A 19,052-nucleotide genomic window follows, 5' to 3' on the forward strand; every position below is an offset into this window, starting at 1 on the left:
GGCGCCGCGATTTTATTGAGACAAATCAGCGCGTGATCAATGGGTGACGATACCACCCACCTCATCTTCGCCATCTTTTTTGACGGTATGGTCGACTTCCGGCGGCTCGACCCATTCAATCGGGACCAGCGGATTGACCAGGGCGTTCTTCAACACCTCGTCGACCGCCTGCACCGGAATGATCTGCATGCCCTTCTTCACATTGTCCGGAATGTCGGCGAGATCCTTTTCGTTTTCACTGGGGATCAGCACCGTCTTGATGCCGGCGCGCAGAGCCGCCAGCAGCTTTTCCTTCAAACCGCCGATCGGCAACACACGGCCCCGCAAGGTGACCTCGCCCGTCATCGCCACGTCGCGGCGTACCGGATTGCCGGTCAGCACGGAGACGATGGTGGTGACCATGGCGATACCGGCCGATGGACCGTCCTTGGGCGTCGCCCCTTCCGGGACGTGCACATGGATGTCCTTGCGATTGAACAGGGTCGGCTTGATGCCGAATTCAACCGCGCGGGACTTCACGAAGGATTCGGCGGCCTGCACCGATTCCTTCATCACGTCGCCGAGCTTGCCGGTCGCAATGACCTTGCCCCGACCCGGAACGGTCACGGCTTCAATGGTCAGGATCTCGCCGCCCACTTCGGTCCAGGCAAGGCCGGTGGTGACGCCGACCATGTCGGTGAGTTCAGCTTCGCCGTAGCGGAACTTGCGCACACCGGCATATTTGCCAAGGTTGCGGCGGTTGATCGTGATCTTCTTGAGATCCTTCATCAGGATCTCTTTGATCGACTTGCGCGCGAGGTTGGCAATCTCACGCTCGAGGCTACGCACACCGGCTTCGCGCGTGTAATAGCGCACGAGGTCACGGATGGCGTCTTCCGACAACACCCATTCGCCCTTCTTCAAGCCATGGTCCTTGATCTGCTTGGGCAGCAGATGGCGCATGGCGATTTCGACCTTCTCATCCTCGGTGTAGCCGGGGATGCGGATGATCTCCATGCGATCCAGCAACGGCTGCGCCATGCGCAGGCTGTTGGCCGTGGTGATGAACATGACGTCCGAAAGATCGTAATCGACTTCCAGGTAATGGTCGTTGAAGTTGACGTTCTGCTCAGGGTCCAAAACCTCAAGCAAGGCCGATGACGGATCGCCACGGTAATCCGAGCCGAGCTTGTCGATTTCGTCGAGCAAGAACAGCGGATTTGACGACTTCGCCTTCTTCATCGCCTGGATGACCTTGCCGGGCATCGAGCCGATATAGGTGCGCCGGTGGCCGCGGATTTCCGCCTCGTCACGCACGCCGCCGAGGCTGATGCGCGAGAAGGTGCGGCCCGTGGCGCGTGCAATCGACTTGCCAAGCGAGGTCTTGCCGACGCCCGGAGGGCCGACGAGGCACAGGATCGGCCCCTTGATCTTCTTCTGGCGCTGCTGCACGGCCAAATATTCGAGGATGCGTTCCTTGACCTTTTCGAGACCGTAATGGTCTTCGTTGAGGACCTTTTCCGCGAGACGCACGTCGCGCTTCACCTTGGTCGGCTTGTTCCATGGAATGGACAGCAGCCAATCGAGATAGTTGCGCACGACCGTCGCCTCTGCCGACATCGGGCTCATGGTGCGAAGCTTCTTCACTTCGGCTAAGGCCTTTTCGGCAGCTTCCTTGCTGAACTTGGTTTTCTTGATCCGGTCTTCGATCTCGGCCACCTCGTCGCGGCCTTCTTCGCCCTCGCCGAGTTCCTTCTGAATGGCCTTCATCTGCTCATTCAAATAGTACTCGCGCTGCGTCTTCTCCATCTGCCGCTTCACGCGGCTGCGGATGCGCTTTTCAACCTGCAGGACGCCGATCTCGCCTTCCATGAAGGCATAGACTTTCTCCAGCCGCTCGGCGACCGTGCCGCATTCCAGGATCTCCTGCTTCTCAGGGATCTTGAGCGCAAGGTGCGAGGCGACCGTGTCGGCCAGCTTCGCCGGGTCTTCGATCTGGTTGATCGAGACCAGGACTTCCGGCGGAATCTTCTTGTTGAGCTTGATGTACTGCTCGAACTGCGAGACGACCGAACGCGCCAGCGCCTCGATCTCTTTGCCTTCGATGGCACCATCGACGACAAGCGCCGCTTCGGCGACGAAGAAGGCGTCATTGTCGACGAACTTGGTGATGCGCGCGCGCTGACCGCCCTCGACCAGCACCTTCACGGTGCCGTCGGGCAGTTTCAGGAGCTGGAGAACCGTGCCGACCGTACCCACTTCATAGATATCGCCGGCGCCGGGATCGTCCTGGGCAGCGTTCTTCTGGGTGGCAAGGAGGATCTGCTTGTCGTCCTTCATGACATCTTCGAGGGCGCGCACGGATTTCTCGCGGCCAACGAAGAGCGGCACGATCATGTGGGGAAACACCACAATGTCGCGCAGCGGCAGGACGGGGTAGTTCTGGGTCTTCGGCGATGTGTCAGACATGATAGGTTTTTGCGCCTTTCTCGATAAGCAGCAGACTATCCCTGGGACCTACGACCCGCAACTGCGCAGCCATTAGCCTCACTCGTTCAAGCACGGACGAAGCGGCGCACCGTGGCCTCGAACTCTCGGGAAAGTACCGCCCTTCGATTAACAATTTGGGCAACCGTTAACGCGCATTCAAGTGTCATGCGCATGAGACGGCAGCCCTTTGAAATCATGACCGTTTTTTGTACGCAAGTTTCGGGCCTACGGACGACGCGGCCTGCGACTCCGTCAACGGATGCCTTCAAGCATCGCGCCAATATCCTTTAGGAACAAAGGGGAATAGCCCAATATTCACCTGAGCTATCACGGCAGATTCGGGGGAATTACCGGAGTGCCGGGCCGTAGAGCTGCCGCGCACGGCTCTCGAATGCCGCGACCATGCGCTTTACTGCCTCATGAAAGAGCACGCCGATCAATTTCTGCAGCATCATCGATTTGAATTCGAACTCCAGATAGAAGCCGATCCGGCAATGGCCGTCGCCGGTATCGGCAAAGGTCCAATGGTTCTTGAGGTAGCGGAAGGGGCCATCGACGAACTCGACATCGATACGCATGTTGTTGCGGTCGAGCCACACCTTGCTGGTAAATTTCTCGCGCACCATTTTAAAGCCGATCATGAGGTCGGCAAGAATCATGTCCTCCCGCGCCTCACGAATACGGGCGCCGGTGCACCAGGGGAGGAATTCCGGATATTTCGCAACATCGGCCACCAGATCGAAAATCTGGTCCGGACGATAGGGAAATATTCGTTCCTCGGTATGGACGCGGGCAGTCATGGGTGACTTATATCAGCTCGCCGCCGCCAACTGTGCTTCCCGAGCGGCACGCAGGCGCTGGAAATCCTCGCCGGCGTGATGGGACGAGCGCGTCAGCGGTGACGATGCCACCAGCAGGAAACCCTTGCCCTGCCCCATCCGCTTCATCTGGCCGAATTCATCCGGTGTCACGAAGCGATCGACATGATGGTGCTTCTTGGTGGGCTGCAGATACTGGCCGATGGTCATGAAGTCGACCTCGGCCGCACGCAGATCGTCCATCACCTGGCCCACCTCCTCCAGCGTCTCGCCAAGACCGACCATGATGCCGGACTTGGTGAAGAGCGACGGGTTGATTTCCTTGGCGCGGTTGAGGAGGCGCAGGGAATTGTAGTAGCGGGCACCTGGCCGGACATTGCGGTAAAGCCTGGGCACCGTTTCGAGATTGTGATTGAAGACGTCGGGTGCGGCGTTGGCCACGATTTCGATCGACCCCGGCTTGCGCAGAAAATCCGGGGTCAGCACTTCGATCGTGGTCGAGGGTGTGAGCGCACGGATGCGCTGGATGGTTTCGGCAAAGTGCGCCGCCCCACCGTCCTCAAGATCGTCGCGATCGACTGAGGTAATGACGATGTGCTTCAGGCCCAACGCAGCGCAGGCTTCGGCGACATGCGCCGGCTCATGCGGGTCGAGCTTGTCGGGGCGGCCGGTCGCCACGTTGCAGAAGGCGCAGGCGCGGGTGCAGACCGACCCCAGGATCATCACGGTCGCATGCTTCTGCGACCAGCATTCACCGATGTTCGGACATGCCGCTTCCTCGCACACCGTGTTGAGGCCGAGCTTGCGCATCAGCGCACGAGTGTTGTTGTACTCCTCACCACCCGGTGCCTTCACGCGGATCCAATCCGGCTTGCGCTGGATCGGTGAATCCGGCCGTTTGGCCTTCTCGGGATGGCGAAGTTCTGGTGTAGCGGTCACAGCGTTTTCCTTCGCCTAGATATGGATCGCCCGACCATAGGCCGCAAGGACCGCTTCATGCATCGTCTCGGAGATGGTCGGATGCGGGAAGACGGTGTGCAGCAATTCGGCTTCGGTGGTCTCAAGCGTGCGGGCGATGGTATAGCCCTGGATGAGTTCCGTCACCTCCGCCCCGATCATGTGAGCACCCAGCAATTCGCCGGTCTTGGCGTCGAAGACGGTCTTGACCAGGCCTTCCGGTTCGCCCAGTGCAATCGCCTTGCCATTGCCGATGAAGGGGAAACGGCCGACCTTGACCTCGTGGCCCTTATCCTTGGCGGCTTGTTCGGTGAGGCCGACGGATGCCACCTGCGGCATGCAATAGGTACAGCCGGGGATGTTGGCCGTATTGAGCGGATGAACGTCCTTCAGCCCAGCGATCTTCTCGACACAGATGACGCCTTCGTGGCTGGCCTTATGGGCAAGCCAGGGAGCGCCGGTGAGATCGCCGATGGCGTAGACGCCGGGCTCGCCGGTGGCACCATAGCCATCGGTGATGATGTGGGTCTTCTCCACCTTTACCTTGGTCCCTTCGAGACCAAGATTTTCGACGTTGCCGACAATGCCGACCGCCAAGATCACGCGGTCGACAGTGATGTCCTGCGTCTTGCCGCCAACCTCGATGGTCGCCGTCACGTTGTCGGCGCCCTTCTTGAAGGCTTTCACATTGGCACCGGTCATGATCTTCATGCCCTGCTTCTCGAATGCCTTCTGGGCAAAGGCGGAAATCTCGGCATCCTCGACGGGGAGAATGCGCGGCATGACTTCGACCACCGTCACCTCAGCGCCGAGATTACGGTAGAAGCTTGCGAACTCGATACCGATGGCACCGGAGCCGACGACCAGCAGCGACTTTGGCATGATCTTGGGCACCATCGCCTCGCGATAGGTCCAGATCAACTGGCCGTCCGGTTCCAAGCCCGGGAAGCTGCGCGCCCGGGCACCGGTCGCGAGGATGATATTCTTGGCGGCGAGGTCGGCCACCGGCTTGCCGTCCTTCTCGACCTTGATCTTGCCGGCGCCAGCGAGTTTCGCATGGCCGTCGAAGACCGTGACCTTGTTCTTCTTGAGGAGATGCTTGACGCCGCCCGACAGCTGGCCCGCCACCTTGCGCGAGCGATCGACGATCTTGGCGAGGTCGAAGGTGACGCCGGTTGCCGAGAAGCCATAGGCATCGGCATGCTTCAGCAGATGACCGACCTCGGCCGAACGCAGCAACGCCTTGGTGGGGATGCAGCCCCAGTTGAGGCAGATGCCACCCAGATTCTCACGCTCCACCACCGCCACCTTGAGGCCAAGCTGCGCGCCACGAATGGCAGCCACGTAACCGCCGGGCCCGCCACCAATCACCACCAGGTCGAAAGAGTTATCCGTCATAGCGCTCATCCCTTTTCGTTGGGCCTCTTATGGGGCGGTCAATTCCTTCAGGCAGGCCAGCTCGGCAGCATCGATCTCTTCCTCGGCAATGTCGCTCGGCTTGATCTTGCCGGCGACAGCATAGGTGTCGACGATGCGCCCTACGGCACAACCGCATAGTTCATTCGTCTCATTCGGCGCCAAGCTGCGATCGACCTGCGCCGTCTTCAACACCTCGGGCAAGCGCAGCTTGCAGCCCAGCACCATGGCCTCCACCTGCTTGGCGCGGGCTTCGGGTGTCGAGACGTCGATCTCCCGTTGCATCGCCCAGACAAAGACCAAAGCACCACCGACAATCGTCGCGACGATGGCAATCAGGAGATAGCGCGCGACCCACTTCATCGGGCGCTAAAGGGTCTTGCCCTGGCAGCCGGCAAAATGAGGCTTCATCTTGGACGCTGCCGGTTCATTCTCCGGATTGATCGCAAAGGCAATGATCTCTTCCGCCGACAAGTAGCTCACCACCGCCTGCGATGTGCATTTGCAATAGGCGCTGATATTGTCCGCCAGATTGCCGCTATCGAGCCGCTTGCCTTTGGCTTTGGCTTGAACCTCAAGAGCGTTCACACATTGCCCGGTGAAATAGTCAAAGAACTGCTTCTCCAACGGTGGTCGCAATTCATCCGCCAATGATGGCGACGCGAAAGCAGCGGATAAGGCCACCACCAAAACAATCTTTCGCATCATCAGACCAGCATGCCGAGCGGATTTTCGATGAGGCGCTTGAACGCCGCCAGGAATTCCGCGCCTGTGGCGCCGTCAACCACGCGATGATCGACCGACAGCGTGCAGGTCATGACATTGGCAACCGCCAACTGGCCTTTGCGCACGACCGCCCGTTCCTCACCGGCACCCACGGAGAGAATGCAGGCCTGGGGCGGATTGATGATGGCGCTGAAATCCTTGATCCCGAACATGCCAAGATTGGAGACCGAGAAGCTGCCACCGGTATATTCCTCCGGCTTCAGCTTGCCCTGCTTGGCGCGGGCGGCCAGCTCCTTGATCTCGCCAGAAAGATCGGAGAGGCGCCGCTTTTCAGCATTCCTGAGGATCGGCGTGATAAGACCGCCGGGAATGGCGACCGCCACCGAGATATCGGCGGATTTGTACATCTTGACGCCATCGTCGGACCAGGAGGCGTTGGCATTGGGCACTTGGATGAGTGCCAGGGCCGAGGCCTTGATGACGAAGTCGTTGACCGAGACCTTGTAGGCGCCGGGACCTTCCTTGGGTGCGCCGGCATTGATTTCCTCGCGCACCTTCAGCAGGCGGTCGATTTCGCAATCCACCGTCAGATAGAAATGCGGCACGAACTGCTTCGATTCCTGCAGACGGCGGGCGATCGTCTTGCGCATCGAGGTGTGCGGGACGAGATCGAAGGCCGGTTCGCCGAATTGCGGGGTGCCGGCGATGGCCGGTGCTGCAGCCGGTGCCTTGGCAGCCGCAGCGGCTGGTGCCGGCTTGGCAGCGCCCTTGGGGGCACTTTCAAGATCGGCTTTCACGATACGGCCGTTGGGACCGCTGCCGGTCACATTGGCCAGATCGATGCCCTGCTGTTCAGCCAGGCGCTTGGCAAGCGGGCTCGCCACGATACGGCCACCCGCTTTCGGTGCGGCAGCAGCGGGTTTTGCCGCGGGTGCAGCTTCAGCTTTCGCTGGCGCAGCGGCCGGTGCCGTCGCGGTGGGTGCGGGCTTGGCGGCAGGTGCCGTACTCACGGCACCTGCATCCTCGCCCTCTTCCACCAGCACCGCAATGACGTCGTTCACCTTGACGCCCTGGGCACCACCGGGAACGACGATCTTGGCCAGCGTGCCTTCATCGACGGCTTCCACTTCCATGGTCGCCTTGTCGGTTTCGATCTCGGCCAGCACATCGCCGGCCTTGACCTTGTCGCCTTCATTCTTCAACCAGCGCGCCAAATTGCCTTCCGTCATGGTCGGCGAGAGGGCGGGCATCAGGATATTGATCGGCATCAGACCCTCCCTCTATCAGCGGTAGCAGACACGCTTGGCGGCATCGACGATCCAATCCGGCTGCGGCAAGGACAGCTTTTCCAGATTGGCGGCATAGGGCAGCGGCACGTCAGCGCCATGGACCCGGACGACAGGTGCGTCAAGGTCATCAAAGGCATGTTCCATCATCACTGCCGAGAGTTCCGAGCCGATGCCGGCAAAGGGCCAGCCTTCTTCCACCGTCACGAGGCGGTTGGTCTTCTTGACCGACGCCAGAATGGTTTCCGTGTCGAGCGGACGAATGGTGCGCAAATCAATGACTTCCGCCTCGATCCCGTCCTTGGCGAGGATGTCGGCTGCCGCCAGGGCAACCGCGACCATCTTCGAGAAAGCGGTGATCGTAACGTGCTTGCCAGCACGCACGATGCGCGCCTTGCCGATCGGCACGATGAATTCCGGATCGGTCGGCACCTCGAACGATTGCCCATAGAGCATTTCATTTTCGAGGAAGATGACCGGATTGGGATCCCGGATCGCCGATTTCAGCAGACCTTTGGCGTCGGCCGCGGAATAAGGCGAGACCACCTTGAGGCCCGGGCAATGCGCGTACCAACTGGCGTAGCATTGCGAATGCTGGGCGGCAACGCGGGAAGCCGCACCATTGGGGCCGCGGAACACGATCGGGCAGCCCATCTGGCCACCAGACATGTAGAGCGTCTTGGCAGCCGAATTGATGATGTGATCGATCGCCTGCATGGCGAAGTTGAAGGTCATGAATTCGACGATCGGGCGCAAACCGCCGAAGGCCGCGCCGACACTGAGGCCGGCAAAGCCATGCTCGGTGATCGGCGTATCAATGACGCGCTTGGGGCCGAATTCTTCGAGGAGCCCCTGGCTCACCTTGTAGGCGCCCTGATATTCAGCGACTTCCTCGCCCATCAGGAACACCTTGGGGTCGCGCCGCATTTCCTCAGCCATGGCATCGCGCAACGCCTCGCGCACCGTATGCGTGGCGGTCGCGCCGGTATATTCCGGCTCGGCCACACTGGCATGAACGATCGCGGGTGCAGCGACCTGTGATGGTGCCGCTGCCTGTGGGGCAGCGGCTTGCGATGCTGCGGCTTTGACAGCGGGCGCCGCTCCAGCAGCTTCGTCTTCACCACGCAGAATGGCGATCGGCGCATTGACGGCGACATTCTCGGTACCAGCTTCGACCAGGATCTTTTCCAGGATACCTTCGTCGACGGCTTCCACTTCCATGGTCGCCTTGTCGGTCTCGATCTCGGCCAGAATGTCGCCTGGCTTCACGGCGTCGCCGGCATTCTTCAGCCATTTGGCCAGCTTGCCCTCAGTCATGGTGGGCGAGAGGGCCGGCATCAAAATCTCAGTGGGCATAACGCGCTCCCTCCCCTTCAGGCTTCTACCAGGATGTCGGTCCACATTTCCGACGGATCCGGTTCCGGTGAGGATTGCGCAAACTCAGTCGCCTGCGAGACGATATCCTTGATCTCGCGGTCGATGTTCTTGAGGCCCGCTTCATCGATCACCTTCTCAGCGAGCAGGCGTTCGCGCAGGCGATCGATCGGGTCGTGTTCCTGGCGCATCTTGGCCACTTCTTCCTTGGTGCGGTATTTTGCCGGATCCGACATCGAATGGCCGCGATAGCGATAGGTGTTCATTTCGAGAATGAAAGGCCCATCGCCAGAGCGCGCATGCGCCAGCGCCATGGAAGCCGCTTCCTTGACCTTGACGACATCCATGCCGTCGACCTGCTGGCCGGGAATGCCATAAGCGGCACCACGATCGCACAGCTTCAAGCCCGCGGCGGAGCGCTGCACCGAGGTGCCCATGGCGTACTGGTTGTTCTCGATCACATAGACGACCGGCAGCTTCCAGAGTGCTGCCATGTTGAAGCTCTCATAGACCTGGCCCTGATTGAGCGCGCCGTCGCCGAAATAGGCCATGTTGACGCCGTTATCTTCGCTGTATTTGTGAGCAAAGCCGAGGCCGGTGCCGATCGGCACCTGAGCCGCCACGATGCCGTGGCCGCCATAGAATTTCTTCTCGCGGCTGAACATGTGCATCGAGCCGCCCTTGCCCTTGGAATAGCCACCGCGGCGCCCGGTCAGTTCGGCCATGACGCCCTTCGGGTCCATGCCGCACGCCAGCATATGGCCGTGATCACGGTACGAGGTGATGACACTGTCCTGCTTTTCGGCAGCTGCCTGCATGCCGACCACCACGGCTTCCTGGCCGATATAGAGGTGGCAGAAACCGCCGATGAGGCCCATGCCGTAAAGCTGGCCGGCCTTCTCTTCGAAGCGGCGGATCAGCAGCATGTCACGATAATATTGGATGAGATCTTGCGGAGTTACCTGAGCGCCGGCTTTGGCTGCCGGACGCGACGCTGACTTGGCCATTAGACCCCCCTGACTGGGTTTTGGCTGATTACTATAGGCCGTTGTCTCGGCCTGTCGACCTTCGGCACCACAGGCGCAGCATCTCGCTCGACGGCCGGATTATCGTGGTTAATCCCGCACAAATCAATAATCGTTAATGTATTGATTCTGTGACATAAAGTATGAATTAACTCATTTATAGTTAATCCGTGCCGAAATCGCATTTATCGTCATGGCCCTGGAAGGCGGATCATCCATGCGCTTCTGGCCAAAATGCGCCGCTGCCGCGGGTAAATTCGGGGATGACCCGCCGTCGTGGATCATGATGATTAGGACAAGAAGGCGGGCTTTCGGCCCTGCAACTGCTAATTAGTTGCGTGGGTGCCGTTCGCGTCGGTGTCGCCCGACTTTCCGAGAAAGATAATGAGGTCGTCGGGATGCGCGTAGTTCAGCATAACCCGGGCCCGCTCTTCCAGCATGTCGAGGTCGAGCGAGGTGTTGGAGAGCAGCGTCACCCGCCGCTCCATGGCGCTGCGGGTCGCTGCCGCCTCCGCAGCCTCAGCGGTCGCGGCTTTGAGTTCCTGGTTGAGGTGCAGCCAAGCCAGGATACCGCGATCGCCATGAATGGCATGGAACACGAAATAGGCAGAGAGGCACGCCCCCAGAAGAGGCAATGCAACTTGGCGCAAGCGACGCCGGATTTCGCGACCAATTTCCATGCGCCTAGCGAATCACACTCCGATTCCAGCCGTCAATAGAAAAGCGATTCAAGACGTTAGAAGCGGCGATTTGAGTCGAATATGAGCGCCCGACCCTCACTTACGGATCTTTTCGATGGCGGAGCGGCCGGCATAGCCCGCGGCCGAGCCCAGCCCTTCTTCGATGCGCAGCAGCTGGTTGTACTTGGCAATCCGGTCAGAACGGCTGAGCGAGCCGGTCTTGATCTGCCCGCAATTGGTAGCAACCGCGAGGTCGGCAATGGTCGAATCCTCGGTCTCGCCAGACCGGTGGGACATGACGGCGCGATAGCCGGCCTTGTGGGCCATTTCGACCGCCTCAAGGGTCTCGGTCAAAGTCCCGATCTGGTTCACCTTGACCAGGATCGCGTTGGCAACGCCTTTTTCGATACCGCTCTTCAGGCGCGTCGGGTTGGTGACGAAGAGATCGTCGCCAACCAGCTGCACGGTGGCACCGAGCTTGTCAGTGAGCGCCTTCCAGCCGTCCCAATCATCTTCCGCCATGCCGTCTTCGATGGTGACAATCGGGTAGGCCTTGGCAAGCTTGGCGTAGAAATCGACCATGCCGGCGGCGTCGAGTACTTTGCCCTCGCCTTCCAGATGATACTTCCCGTCCTTGAAGAACTCGGTCGAGGCGGAATCGAGACCAAGCGCAATGTCGGCGCCGGGCTTGAAGCCAGCCTTTTCGATCGCCTTCATGATGAAGGCCAAGGCGTCGTCGGCACTCTTGAGATTGGGGGCAAAGCCGCCTTCATCACCGACATTGGTGTTGTGGCCGGCAGCCTTCAATTGCGCCTTCAAGGCGTGGAACACCTCGGCACCCCAGCGCAGCGCTTCGCTGCCGCTTGAGGCCGCCCAGGGCAAGATCATGAATTCCTGGAAGTCGATCGGATTGTCGGCATGTGCGCCGCCGTTGATGATGTTCATCATCGGCACCGGCAAGGTGCGGGCCGAGGTGCCGCCGACATAGCGGTAGAGCGGCAGGCCGGCGTCAGCGGCGGCAGCCTTGGCCACCGCAAGACTGACGCCCAGAATGGCATTGGCGCCAAGGCGCGCCTTATTGGGCGTGCCGTCGAGATTGATCATCAGACGGTCGATCTTGACCTGGTCCTCAGCGTCGAGGCCAGAGACGGCTTCGAAGATCTCGCCATTGACGGCCTCGACCGCCTTCATGACCCCTTTGCCGAGATACTTGCTCTTGTCGCCATCGCGCAGCTCGACCGCTTCGTGGGCACCGGTCGAAGCGCCTGAGGGCACCGCCGCCCGGCCGCTTGCCCCGCTTTCGAGAATGACATCGACCTCAACCGTCGGGTTGCCGCGGCTGTCCAAAATTTGGCGCGCGTGCAGGTCGATAATGGCGGTCATGGGCAGCTCCCTCGAAGTGTATTGGGCGAATTGGGTAGGATTTGGCGAACGATCTGGCCCGATTTATAGGGTGGCCGCGCCGCAGCATAAAGCGAAAATGGCATATCAGCTCAAATTGCGCCGATATCTTTGAGTGCCACAGCCACCGTGTCACTGAGGGCTGCCTTCTCGGTCTCGGCGATGCGGCGCATCAGCGGATCGACCAGCGGCACCGTCTCCTCCAATGTCTCGCCCAGGGCAATGCCGAGATCATGGCAGACATCGTGGAGGGTGAAGGTCGCAAGATCGCGGGCCAGGACCCACCGGCCATTGTCACTGCGTGCGATCAGATGGTGGGCTTTCAGCGTATCCAATAGCCAGACCAGACGGCCGGGATCGGCTGCCAGGGCATGGATCAGATATTCCATGCGCACGCAGGCGCCATGCGCCTGGGCCTTGGCCAGTTCGGCAAAGGTGCCCAGCGCCAGGCTGAGGAGATCGCCACGCCGCAGGGTTTCACCGATCTGACGGCGGCCGGAACGCCATTCGGGCAAGGCGGCAGCGACTTCTGCGCCGATCAGTACCGTGACCCAGACCAGATACATCCAGATGAGAAAGATCGGGATTGTGGCCAAGGCACCGTAGACGAGTTGGTAGGAGCCGAAGAACTGCAGATAGAGGCCGAAGCAGCGCTTGAGAACCTCGAACAGGATGGCAGCGATAATCGCCGCCATGCCGGCATCGGCAAAGCGCACCGGCCGCGTCGGGATGAGGCGGTAGAACAGGGTAAACCCTGCGGTCTCCAACAGGAATGGCAGGATCGCGCCGACAATCTTGAGGCCTGCGGAAAGGCCATAGAATTCGCCGCGGTTCGCCATCGAGAAGACATAGGTCGAGATCGACAGCGAGGCGCCAAACAATAACGGGCCCAAGGTGATGATCGCCCAATAGACCGGCAGACGGTGAAGCTTGTGCTTATGGGTGGTAACGCCCCAGATCTTGTCGAACGCTGTCTGGATGGTATTCACCAGCAGAATGGCCGTGACGCCGATGCCGATGACGCCGGCCGCCGACGTGCCGCCCGCATTGTTGACGAAGGTACCGAGATATTCGTTGGCGACATTGGCCAGGTCCGGCGCCAGATTCTGGGCGAGCACGATAATGAAATCGTCCCGCAGATCGGCAAAGGCCGGAAAGGCCGCAAACATGGCCAGGCCGATCGCCAGCATCGGCACGATGGCAAGCAACGAGGTGTAGCTGAGGCCAGCAGCAACCCCCGTGCAACCGTCCGCCTGAAAGCGCCGCCAGACATAGGGCAGAAAACTCGACGTCGCACCCTTGGCGCGCTGCGCCAGTTCGCGCGCGCGCTCGGCGGTGGTGATGCTCGGCTGCAGCCCGTCCGCCGCCTGCTGGTCTGACCCCTCCGCCATGCGGTGACCTCTCAACGTTATGATTCCTAGGCTTATATCACGCAGACTGCGGTACGTGCGATCCGGCTATGCGGCGCCAGGAAATCTGCTGCACTGCCGCGAACGCTAGCAGAAATTACCCGTAAAACGGCTATTCCGACTCTATGCTGGAATAACTCCAAGTAACAATTACCTAGGAATATCAGCCCTTTCTATTGTGCCGTAACAATTTATTTACGAATTCGGGTTTTAGTCAAAGTATCTGTAATCCATCTGAAGAGCGGTACATGTATCAGGACTATCGTTCCCGTCATCAACGTGGCCTCGGCATAGGAATTGCCGCCGTTGCGTTGGCCGCAAACATGACGCTAGCTGCCCCTGCCTTCGCCCAGGACACGGCACAGAACACGACGAATACGACGACGGTTGCTCCAGCAACCGATCCAGCTGCAGCGCCTGCAGCTGCGGCACCCGCGGCCGCCACTCCGGCAGCAGCGACGCCCGCCGTCGATCCAGCAGCCACGCCGGCTGCAGTTGCCCCAGCTGAAGCGGCAGCGCCCGCCGCAGCGGCACCTGCAGTCGATCCTGCCGCGGCACCCGCTGCTGCAGCTCCCGCCGCAGCGCCCGCGACGCCGGCACCCGCACCGGCACCCGCACCGGCACAGGCCGCAGCGGAGGTCGCGGCCACTGGCCCAACGCCAATTTCAGCCAGCATCATTACACCCGACGTGATCAAGGATATGCGCGAGCGCATCGTGCAGCAGGTCACCATCCTGTCGATCAACGCCGCCAACAAGACACATACCGGCGTCGACCAGGCGGCGATCGATAAAATGGACGAAGCGTGGAAGACTGAAGCCAAATCGGACGACCAGCCATTCATCGCCGAAATCCTCAGCAGCCCGCTCTCCAACTACCTGCTCTATATCCAGGCAAGCTCCGCCGGTCTCTTTACCGAAATCTTCGTGATGGACAAATTCGGTCTCAATGTCGGCCAGAGTTCGGTGACGTCAGATTACTGGCAGGGCGATGAGGACAAATATCAGAAGACCTTCGCCGTCGGCCCGGATGCCGTTTTCGTTGATGAGCCCGAGTTCGACGACGCCACCAAGACCTGGCGAACCCAGGTCGACTTCACGGTCGTCGATCCCGCTACCAAGCAGTCAATCGGCGCAGTGACCGTCGAATTCAACCTCACCGAACTGCAGCGTCGTTTGCAGAGCTGATTGGGAACGGGGAACAAGAAAATGAAATTCGCCAACCTATCCGTTGCCAAAAAACTCATCATCGCCTTCTCGCTGCTGGGCCTGGTCATCGTCATCTCAGGCCTCATCTCAATCATGCTGACAGCGCGTATCGACCGCGCCAATGCGATCAGCGACGCCGCCGAACGCCAGGCAAGCTCGATCAATGCGAGCCTGGCGATTGCCGCCAAGATGCAGACGGCCATCCGCGGCCTGCTGGTGACCGGCAGCTCGCAATATTCCCGCAACTATCAGGCCTTCAGTGAAAACTTCGACCAGCTGCTGCAGACAGCGGTGGCCAATGCTGCCGGCGATCCGGACCTCATGACGCCTCTCGGCGCCATCGGGGACGCGGTCAATGAATGGCGCAGCGGCCCTGTCACGCAACAGCTCAAACTCATGCGGCACCCCTCGACGGTGAACGAGGCGCGCGCCATCGAAGTGACCGGCGCCGGCGAAACCTTGACGGAAAAACTGGAAGCTGCCGGCAAGCAATTGGCCGACGCGATCAGCGCCAATTCCGCAGCGGCAAATGCCGAAATCTCTGCAGCACTTTCATGGACATTGCGTACCGTCATCATCAGCGCCATCGTCATGCTGGTGGCGGCAGTTTTGTTCTTCTTCGTTCTGTCGCGCCAGATCGGTGCACCGATCCGCATGATCACGGATACGATGAAGGAATTGGCGTCTGGCAATACCGCAGTCAATATTCCCTATGCTGAACGTGCTGATGAAGTCGGCAATATGGCCGGCGCCGTCGCGGTGTTCGCCGACAATATGCGCAACAATGAACGCCTCCAGGCCGAAGCCGCCGAGCAGCAAAAGGCCCGCGAGAGCCGCGCCACACAGATGAGCAACCTCGCCCGCGGTTTCGACCAGGAAGTCGAGACCATCCTGCAGGCGCTGGTCAAATCGGCTGACGAACTCGATCACACCGCGGAATCGCTGACCAAGCTTTCGACTGAATCCCTGGAGCAGGTCCAGAAGGTGGCCGCTGCGGCAACCGAAGCCAGCGCCAACGTGAGTACCGTGGCCGCCGCGACCGAGGAACTGTCAGCCTCGATCCTGGAAATCACCCGCCAGGTGTCGGCGCAGTCGGAGATCGCCACGGCATCGACACATGCCATCGACGAAACCACGGAGCGGGTCGGCCATCTCACAGAAGCATCGACGAAAATCGGTGATGTGGTCCGCTTGATCACCGAGATTTCGGCGCAGACCAACCTTCTGGCGCTCAATGCGACGATCGAAGCCGCCCGCGCTGGCGAGGCCGGCAAGGGCTTCGCCGTCGTCGCCAACGAGGTGAAGAGCCTCGCCAATCAGACAGCGCGCGCCACCGAGGACATTGCCGTCCAAGTGTCGTCCATTCAGACGTCGACGCAATCGACGGCCGAATCCATCCGCGCCGTCGGCGACCAGATCCGGCAGATGAAGGAAATTTCCGGTGGTGTTGCCGTGGCGGTCGAGGAGCAGAATTCCGCCACCAAGGAGATTTCGCGCAACATTCAGGAAGCGTCCGCCGGCAACCAGGAAGTTTCTGAGAAGGTTGTTTTCGTGGCGCAAGCCGCCGGCCAGACTCAGAATGCGACGGCGACGGTCCTCTCCGCCGCACGTCAGCTGGGGCAGAATACCGCGACCATCCGCACCACGATCGAGCGCTTCATCCACGACGTGCGCGCGCTTTAGAACGCCGGACATAGAAAAGCCGGGCGACCCCTACAGGATCGCCCGGCTTTTTTTGTCTCCGCGCAAAAGAGCAGATCTCGTTGATCAGGCAGCCGCATCCTTGAAGACGCGATTGTAGAAGTAGCCTGTCGCGGTGCCCAGAACAGACCAGAACAGCAGGCCGGCAATGGTCGCCGCCACGATGAAGCGATGCGCGAGCTCTTCCGGCGCAACGCTCACATGCTCTGCCGGCTGCGGCGCGCCATAGGCATGTGGCAGGACGATCAGCGCAAGGCCGACGGCCGCCCACCAGTAGCGCTTGCCGAAGAACACCAGGGCAAGTCCGCCTGCGGTCAACATGGCTGTTGCCACCCACCAGATCTGGCGATCCAGCAGCGGGGCAGCTTCGGTCCCCGGCACTTCCGGCGGCAGACCGAGGTCGGGCGACAATACGATCGCCGCAAAGCCAGCAAGCCCCCAATAAAGGCCCGTCCGCCAATTCATCTGGCCACCCCAGATGCGATAGCCTGCCACCAGCAGCAGCGAGAAGCCGATACCGGTCAGGATGTCCGCAAGAGCGGTGTAGAGCGTACGCTCAAGACCATCTGCCGGACCCCAGGCTTCCGCTCCATGGTCATGCGCCTCGTGATCGTGGGCTTCGGCGCCAGCTGCAGCCTCCGTGGCATCGGCCGCGGGTGCTTCGGCAGCTGCCGGCTCCGCAGCTTCAGCCGCGTTCTCGAAGACTTCGGCCGCGAGGATGATCTGCGACGTGCTGACCTGGTGAACGATGGTGATGAAGACACCAGCGATCAACCCAGCCAGCGCCGCGACGATGAACAATCGCCGAAACGTTTCCATGCCCCGAGGCCCTTAGTGGCAGGGGAAGGCGTTAGCGTGGCGCGTGTCGTGGGCGGCGTTGTGGACGGCTTCGATATGCGAAAAGCCAACGCCCCAAACCAGGACGACACCGAGCACGGCGGCCATGAAGGCGCCGGTGAGCGCTTCGGCGCGCGTGCTGGTCTTGGTGGAGAGAGCGGTGGCGGACATGTTGGTGGTCTGCATGATGGATCCCCTTTGGTGTTTACCCAGCCACGTCATGTAGCTGTCGTGAGCGGCGCATGGAGGGGTGCAGAATCGATACCGAAACAGTCAGCACCGCGTGGACACCCCGTCCATAGATACGGATTCTTCCTGTCGGTGGCAGGTCTCCTGACTCACGAGTTCCGCGCGGCACCGACCTTCCCAGTCTTCGTCCGAAACGAGCCATCGGGCTCAGTCTCAGACCACAACCAGTGGTTACTTCGGTGTCCGCTCCTCGCTCACAGTTGCGGGGGCAGTCACGGCGTTGGCCCCTTTTGGGTCGTCCGCACCGTGTTCCCTATTAATCCCCAGGAGTTCATCCTTCGGGGAACCATCGACGAATGGAACATCGCCCCCACCCTGCCCCGGCGTCAAGGTGTTTGTCCTAACCCCGTCAATTTCCAAAAGAATTATCCTGAAAGCGGCGCCCCATGTGGTGCCTGCGACCTGTCGACCCAAACCGATTCTGGTGAAAATCCGCGGCCCCTAAATGGCTTGGCGATGACCCCAGAGTCTCGCCTGGGCGAGGCAGGTTTGATAGGTGTCGACGGCCGAACAAGTTGAGAGGCCGCGCAGCGACATGGCAGCACAAGCATGCGCCAGCTCAAGCGCCGCATCCACACTCCAACCTTCATGCAGTCCATAAAGGACGCCGGCCGCGAAGGCATCGCCGGCACCGTTGGCGCTGACAATCTCGGCTTGCGGGATACTGACCGAAGAGGCCGTCCAGATCTGGCCGTCACGGGCGATGGCAACGGCACCGGCGGGAAAGTGCACGACGACCAGGCGCATGTTCCCTTCCGCCAGCACGTTCCTTGCTGCCTCGACACACGCCTTCACCACGGCCACACCGTCATGGGAGGTTTCCATGCCGGCGATGGCCCCGATCTCAAGGTCATTGACGATGAGATAGTCGAGATGCGGCAGGCACGGCCGGATCAAGCTTGCGATGCGTTCCGGTGCAATGCTGAAGAGCTCGAGATTGGTTTCCAGTCCGATGGCGCGCGCCTGGCGCAGCACCGTCACCCAGCCGTTGGGATCGCCTTTCCAAGGTGCATCCATCCGCCTGTGCGCACCCGGCAGCCCGAGATGCAGGATCCGACCACGTGTGCGCGCCAGGTCAAAATGATCCGGCGTCAGCAGTGCACTGGCCCCTTGATAGAAAATATGCGTGCGCCGGCCGGTGCTCTTCGACACATAGGCATCGGTAAACTGCGTTTCTGCCTGCTCCATCGCCACAAGCTGCGTGCGGTCGATACCATGCGCATCTGCCTGGGCCAGGAGGAATCGTCCGTCATCGTCGTCGCCGACAAGACCGATAGTTTCCACCGGCAAGGATGGATCGAGCTTCTTGATGTCGAGGGCCAGGTTGCAGGCAGAGCCGCCGCCATAGATCTCCATGGCGAAAATCTCAGCCACGCCATCTTCATGAGGCCATGCGTCGATCGTCCGATTGCGATCAACGCACCACATCCCCCCCGTGACAATGCCGCGCCGCGAATGTGTCATGCCCTCTTCTCTACAGACGGACTCTCGCGGAA

At 60.7% G+C, this 19,052-nt stretch carries 17 protein-coding genes and 1 riboswitch; of the genes, 2 read left to right on the plus strand and 15 right to left on the minus strand.

Going from position 1 to position 19,052, the window contains the following annotated elements; translation table 11 throughout:
• Positions 1 to 36: 36 nt before the first annotated feature.
• From lon to AC1DWZ_RS15125, 12 genes are all read right to left on the minus strand, one after another.
• The gene (gene lon, locus AC1DWZ_RS15070; RefSeq protein WP_477169735.1) at positions 37 to 2,448 is read right to left on the minus strand and encodes an endopeptidase La; all 2,412 of its coding nucleotides are present in this window, start codon (positions 2,446 to 2,448) and stop codon (positions 37 to 39) included.
• A gap of 368 nt (positions 2,449 to 2,816) precedes the next feature.
• Positions 2,817 to 3,269, minus strand: coding sequence for a type II toxin-antitoxin system RatA family toxin (locus tag AC1DWZ_RS15075; protein ID WP_477169736.1), 453 nt, complete (start codon positions 3,267 to 3,269; stop codon positions 2,817 to 2,819).
• Between the two features lie 12 nt (positions 3,270 to 3,281).
• Positions 3,282 to 4,226: a lipoyl synthase gene (lipA, locus tag AC1DWZ_RS15080; RefSeq protein WP_477169737.1), complete on the minus strand. Its 945-nt coding sequence runs from the start codon at positions 4,224 to 4,226 to the stop codon at positions 3,282 to 3,284.
• 15 nt (positions 4,227 to 4,241) lie between these two features.
• Positions 4,242 to 5,642: a dihydrolipoyl dehydrogenase gene (gene lpdA / locus AC1DWZ_RS15085; protein ID WP_477169738.1), complete on the minus strand. Its 1,401-nt coding sequence runs from the start codon at positions 5,640 to 5,642 to the stop codon at positions 4,242 to 4,244.
• Positions 5,643 to 5,669: 27 nt separating this feature from the next.
• Complete coding sequence (locus tag AC1DWZ_RS15090; protein ID WP_477169739.1) at positions 5,670 to 6,023, minus strand: hypothetical protein; 354 nt, start codon at positions 6,021 to 6,023, stop codon at positions 5,670 to 5,672.
• A gap of 6 nt (positions 6,024 to 6,029) precedes the next feature.
• A complete protein-coding gene (locus AC1DWZ_RS15095) occupies positions 6,030 to 6,368 on the minus strand; it encodes a hypothetical protein (RefSeq protein WP_477169740.1) in 339 nt (112 codons plus the stop codon).
• Positions 6,368 to 7,654: a pyruvate dehydrogenase complex dihydrolipoamide acetyltransferase gene (locus AC1DWZ_RS15100; RefSeq protein ID WP_477169741.1), complete on the minus strand. Its 1,287-nt coding sequence runs from the start codon at positions 7,652 to 7,654 to the stop codon at positions 6,368 to 6,370. The genes AC1DWZ_RS15095 and AC1DWZ_RS15100 overlap by 1 nt, the downstream gene beginning before the upstream one ends.
• Before the next feature lie 15 nt (positions 7,655 to 7,669).
• A complete protein-coding gene (locus AC1DWZ_RS15105) occupies positions 7,670 to 9,028 on the minus strand; it encodes a pyruvate dehydrogenase complex E1 component subunit beta (RefSeq protein ID WP_477169742.1) in 1,359 nt (452 codons plus the stop codon).
• A gap of 17 nt (positions 9,029 to 9,045) precedes the next feature.
• Positions 9,046 to 10,053, minus strand: a complete 1,008-nt coding sequence (pdhA, locus tag AC1DWZ_RS15110) for a pyruvate dehydrogenase (acetyl-transferring) E1 component subunit alpha (protein ID WP_477169743.1) — start codon at positions 10,051 to 10,053, stop codon at positions 9,046 to 9,048.
• A 344-nt stretch (positions 10,054 to 10,397) separates the two neighbouring features.
• The gene (locus AC1DWZ_RS15115) at positions 10,398 to 10,751 is read right to left on the minus strand and encodes an FtsB family cell division protein (protein WP_477169744.1); all 354 of its coding nucleotides are present in this window, start codon (positions 10,749 to 10,751) and stop codon (positions 10,398 to 10,400) included.
• Positions 10,752 to 10,847: 96 nt separating this feature from the next.
• Complete coding sequence (gene eno / locus AC1DWZ_RS15120) at positions 10,848 to 12,134, minus strand: phosphopyruvate hydratase (RefSeq protein ID WP_477169745.1); 1,287 nt, start codon at positions 12,132 to 12,134, stop codon at positions 10,848 to 10,850.
• A 110-nt stretch (positions 12,135 to 12,244) separates the two neighbouring features.
• Positions 12,245 to 13,543, minus strand: a complete 1,299-nt coding sequence (locus tag AC1DWZ_RS15125; protein WP_477169746.1) for a YihY family inner membrane protein — start codon at positions 13,541 to 13,543, stop codon at positions 12,245 to 12,247.
• A gap of 341 nt (positions 13,544 to 13,884) precedes the next feature.
• Here AC1DWZ_RS15125 and AC1DWZ_RS15130 point away from each other — a divergent pair, with 341 nt between their 5' ends.
• The gene (locus tag AC1DWZ_RS15130) at positions 13,885 to 14,748 is read left to right on the plus strand and encodes a hypothetical protein (protein WP_477169747.1); all 864 of its coding nucleotides are present in this window, start codon (positions 13,885 to 13,887) and stop codon (positions 14,746 to 14,748) included.
• 21 nt (positions 14,749 to 14,769) lie between these two features.
• A complete protein-coding gene (locus AC1DWZ_RS15135) occupies positions 14,770 to 16,452 on the plus strand; it encodes a methyl-accepting chemotaxis protein (protein ID WP_477169748.1) in 1,683 nt (560 codons plus the stop codon).
• Positions 16,453 to 16,536: 84 nt separating this feature from the next.
• Here AC1DWZ_RS15135 and AC1DWZ_RS15140 read toward each other — a convergent pair whose 3' ends face one another.
• From AC1DWZ_RS15140 to AC1DWZ_RS15150, 3 genes are all read right to left on the minus strand, one after another.
• The gene (locus AC1DWZ_RS15140) at positions 16,537 to 17,289 is read right to left on the minus strand and encodes a CbtA family protein (RefSeq protein ID WP_477169749.1); all 753 of its coding nucleotides are present in this window, start codon (positions 17,287 to 17,289) and stop codon (positions 16,537 to 16,539) included.
• Positions 17,290 to 17,301: 12 nt separating this feature from the next.
• The gene (locus AC1DWZ_RS15145; RefSeq protein ID WP_477169750.1) at positions 17,302 to 17,493 is read right to left on the minus strand and encodes a CbtB domain-containing protein; all 192 of its coding nucleotides are present in this window, start codon (positions 17,491 to 17,493) and stop codon (positions 17,302 to 17,304) included.
• Between the two features lie 120 nt (positions 17,494 to 17,613).
• A riboswitch (cobalamin riboswitch) is annotated at positions 17,614 to 17,862 on the minus strand.
• Positions 17,863 to 17,997: 135 nt separating this feature from the next.
• Positions 17,998 to 19,020 carry a carbohydrate kinase family protein gene (locus AC1DWZ_RS15150; RefSeq protein ID WP_477169751.1) on the minus strand — a complete coding sequence of 341 codons (1,023 nt, stop codon included), beginning with the start codon at positions 19,018 to 19,020 and terminating at the stop codon, positions 17,998 to 18,000.
• Positions 19,021 to 19,052: the final 32 nt, after the last annotated feature.

This window comes from Dongia sp. P2_B8 (assembly GCF_056404715.1).

Bases quoted from the DNA above. Each gene is read 5' to 3' on its own strand.
- lon (WP_477169735.1), bottom strand. From the start codon at position 2,448: ATGTCTGACACATCGCCGAAGACCCAGAACTACCCCGTCCTGCCGCTG.
- AC1DWZ_RS15075 (WP_477169736.1), bottom strand. From the start codon at position 3,269: ATGACTGCCCGCGTCCATACCGAGGAACGAATATTTCCCTATCGTCCG.
- lpdA (WP_477169738.1), bottom strand. From the start codon at position 5,642: ATGACGGATAACTCTTTCGACCTGGTGGTGATTGGTGGCGGGCCCGGC.
- AC1DWZ_RS15090 (WP_477169739.1), bottom strand. From the start codon at position 6,023: ATGAAGTGGGTCGCGCGCTATCTCCTGATTGCCATCGTCGCGACGATT.
- AC1DWZ_RS15095 (WP_477169740.1), bottom strand. From the start codon at position 6,368: ATGATGCGAAAGATTGTTTTGGTGGTGGCCTTATCCGCTGCTTTCGCG.
- AC1DWZ_RS15100 (WP_477169741.1), bottom strand. From the start codon at position 7,654: ATGCCGATCAATATCCTGATGCCCGCCCTCTCGCCGACCATGACGGAA.
- AC1DWZ_RS15105 (WP_477169742.1), bottom strand. From the start codon at position 9,028: ATGCCCACTGAGATTTTGATGCCGGCCCTCTCGCCCACCATGACTGAG.
- pdhA (WP_477169743.1), bottom strand. From the start codon at position 10,053: ATGGCCAAGTCAGCGTCGCGTCCGGCAGCCAAAGCCGGCGCTCAGGTA.
- AC1DWZ_RS15115 (WP_477169744.1), bottom strand. From the start codon at position 10,751: ATGGAAATTGGTCGCGAAATCCGGCGTCGCTTGCGCCAAGTTGCATTG.
- eno (WP_477169745.1), bottom strand. From the start codon at position 12,134: ATGACCGCCATTATCGACCTGCACGCGCGCCAAATTTTGGACAGCCGC.
- AC1DWZ_RS15125 (WP_477169746.1), bottom strand. From the start codon at position 13,543: ATGGCGGAGGGGTCAGACCAGCAGGCGGCGGACGGGCTGCAGCCGAGC.
- AC1DWZ_RS15130 (WP_477169747.1), top strand. From the start codon at position 13,885: ATGACGCTAGCTGCCCCTGCCTTCGCCCAGGACACGGCACAGAACACG.
- AC1DWZ_RS15135 (WP_477169748.1), top strand. From the start codon at position 14,770: ATGAAATTCGCCAACCTATCCGTTGCCAAAAAACTCATCATCGCCTTC.
- AC1DWZ_RS15140 (WP_477169749.1), bottom strand. From the start codon at position 17,289: ATGGAAACGTTTCGGCGATTGTTCATCGTCGCGGCGCTGGCTGGGTTG.
- AC1DWZ_RS15145 (WP_477169750.1), bottom strand. From the start codon at position 17,493: ATGCAGACCACCAACATGTCCGCCACCGCTCTCTCCACCAAGACCAGC.
- AC1DWZ_RS15150 (WP_477169751.1), bottom strand. From the start codon at position 19,020: ATGACACATTCGCGGCGCGGCATTGTCACGGGGGGGATGTGGTGCGTT.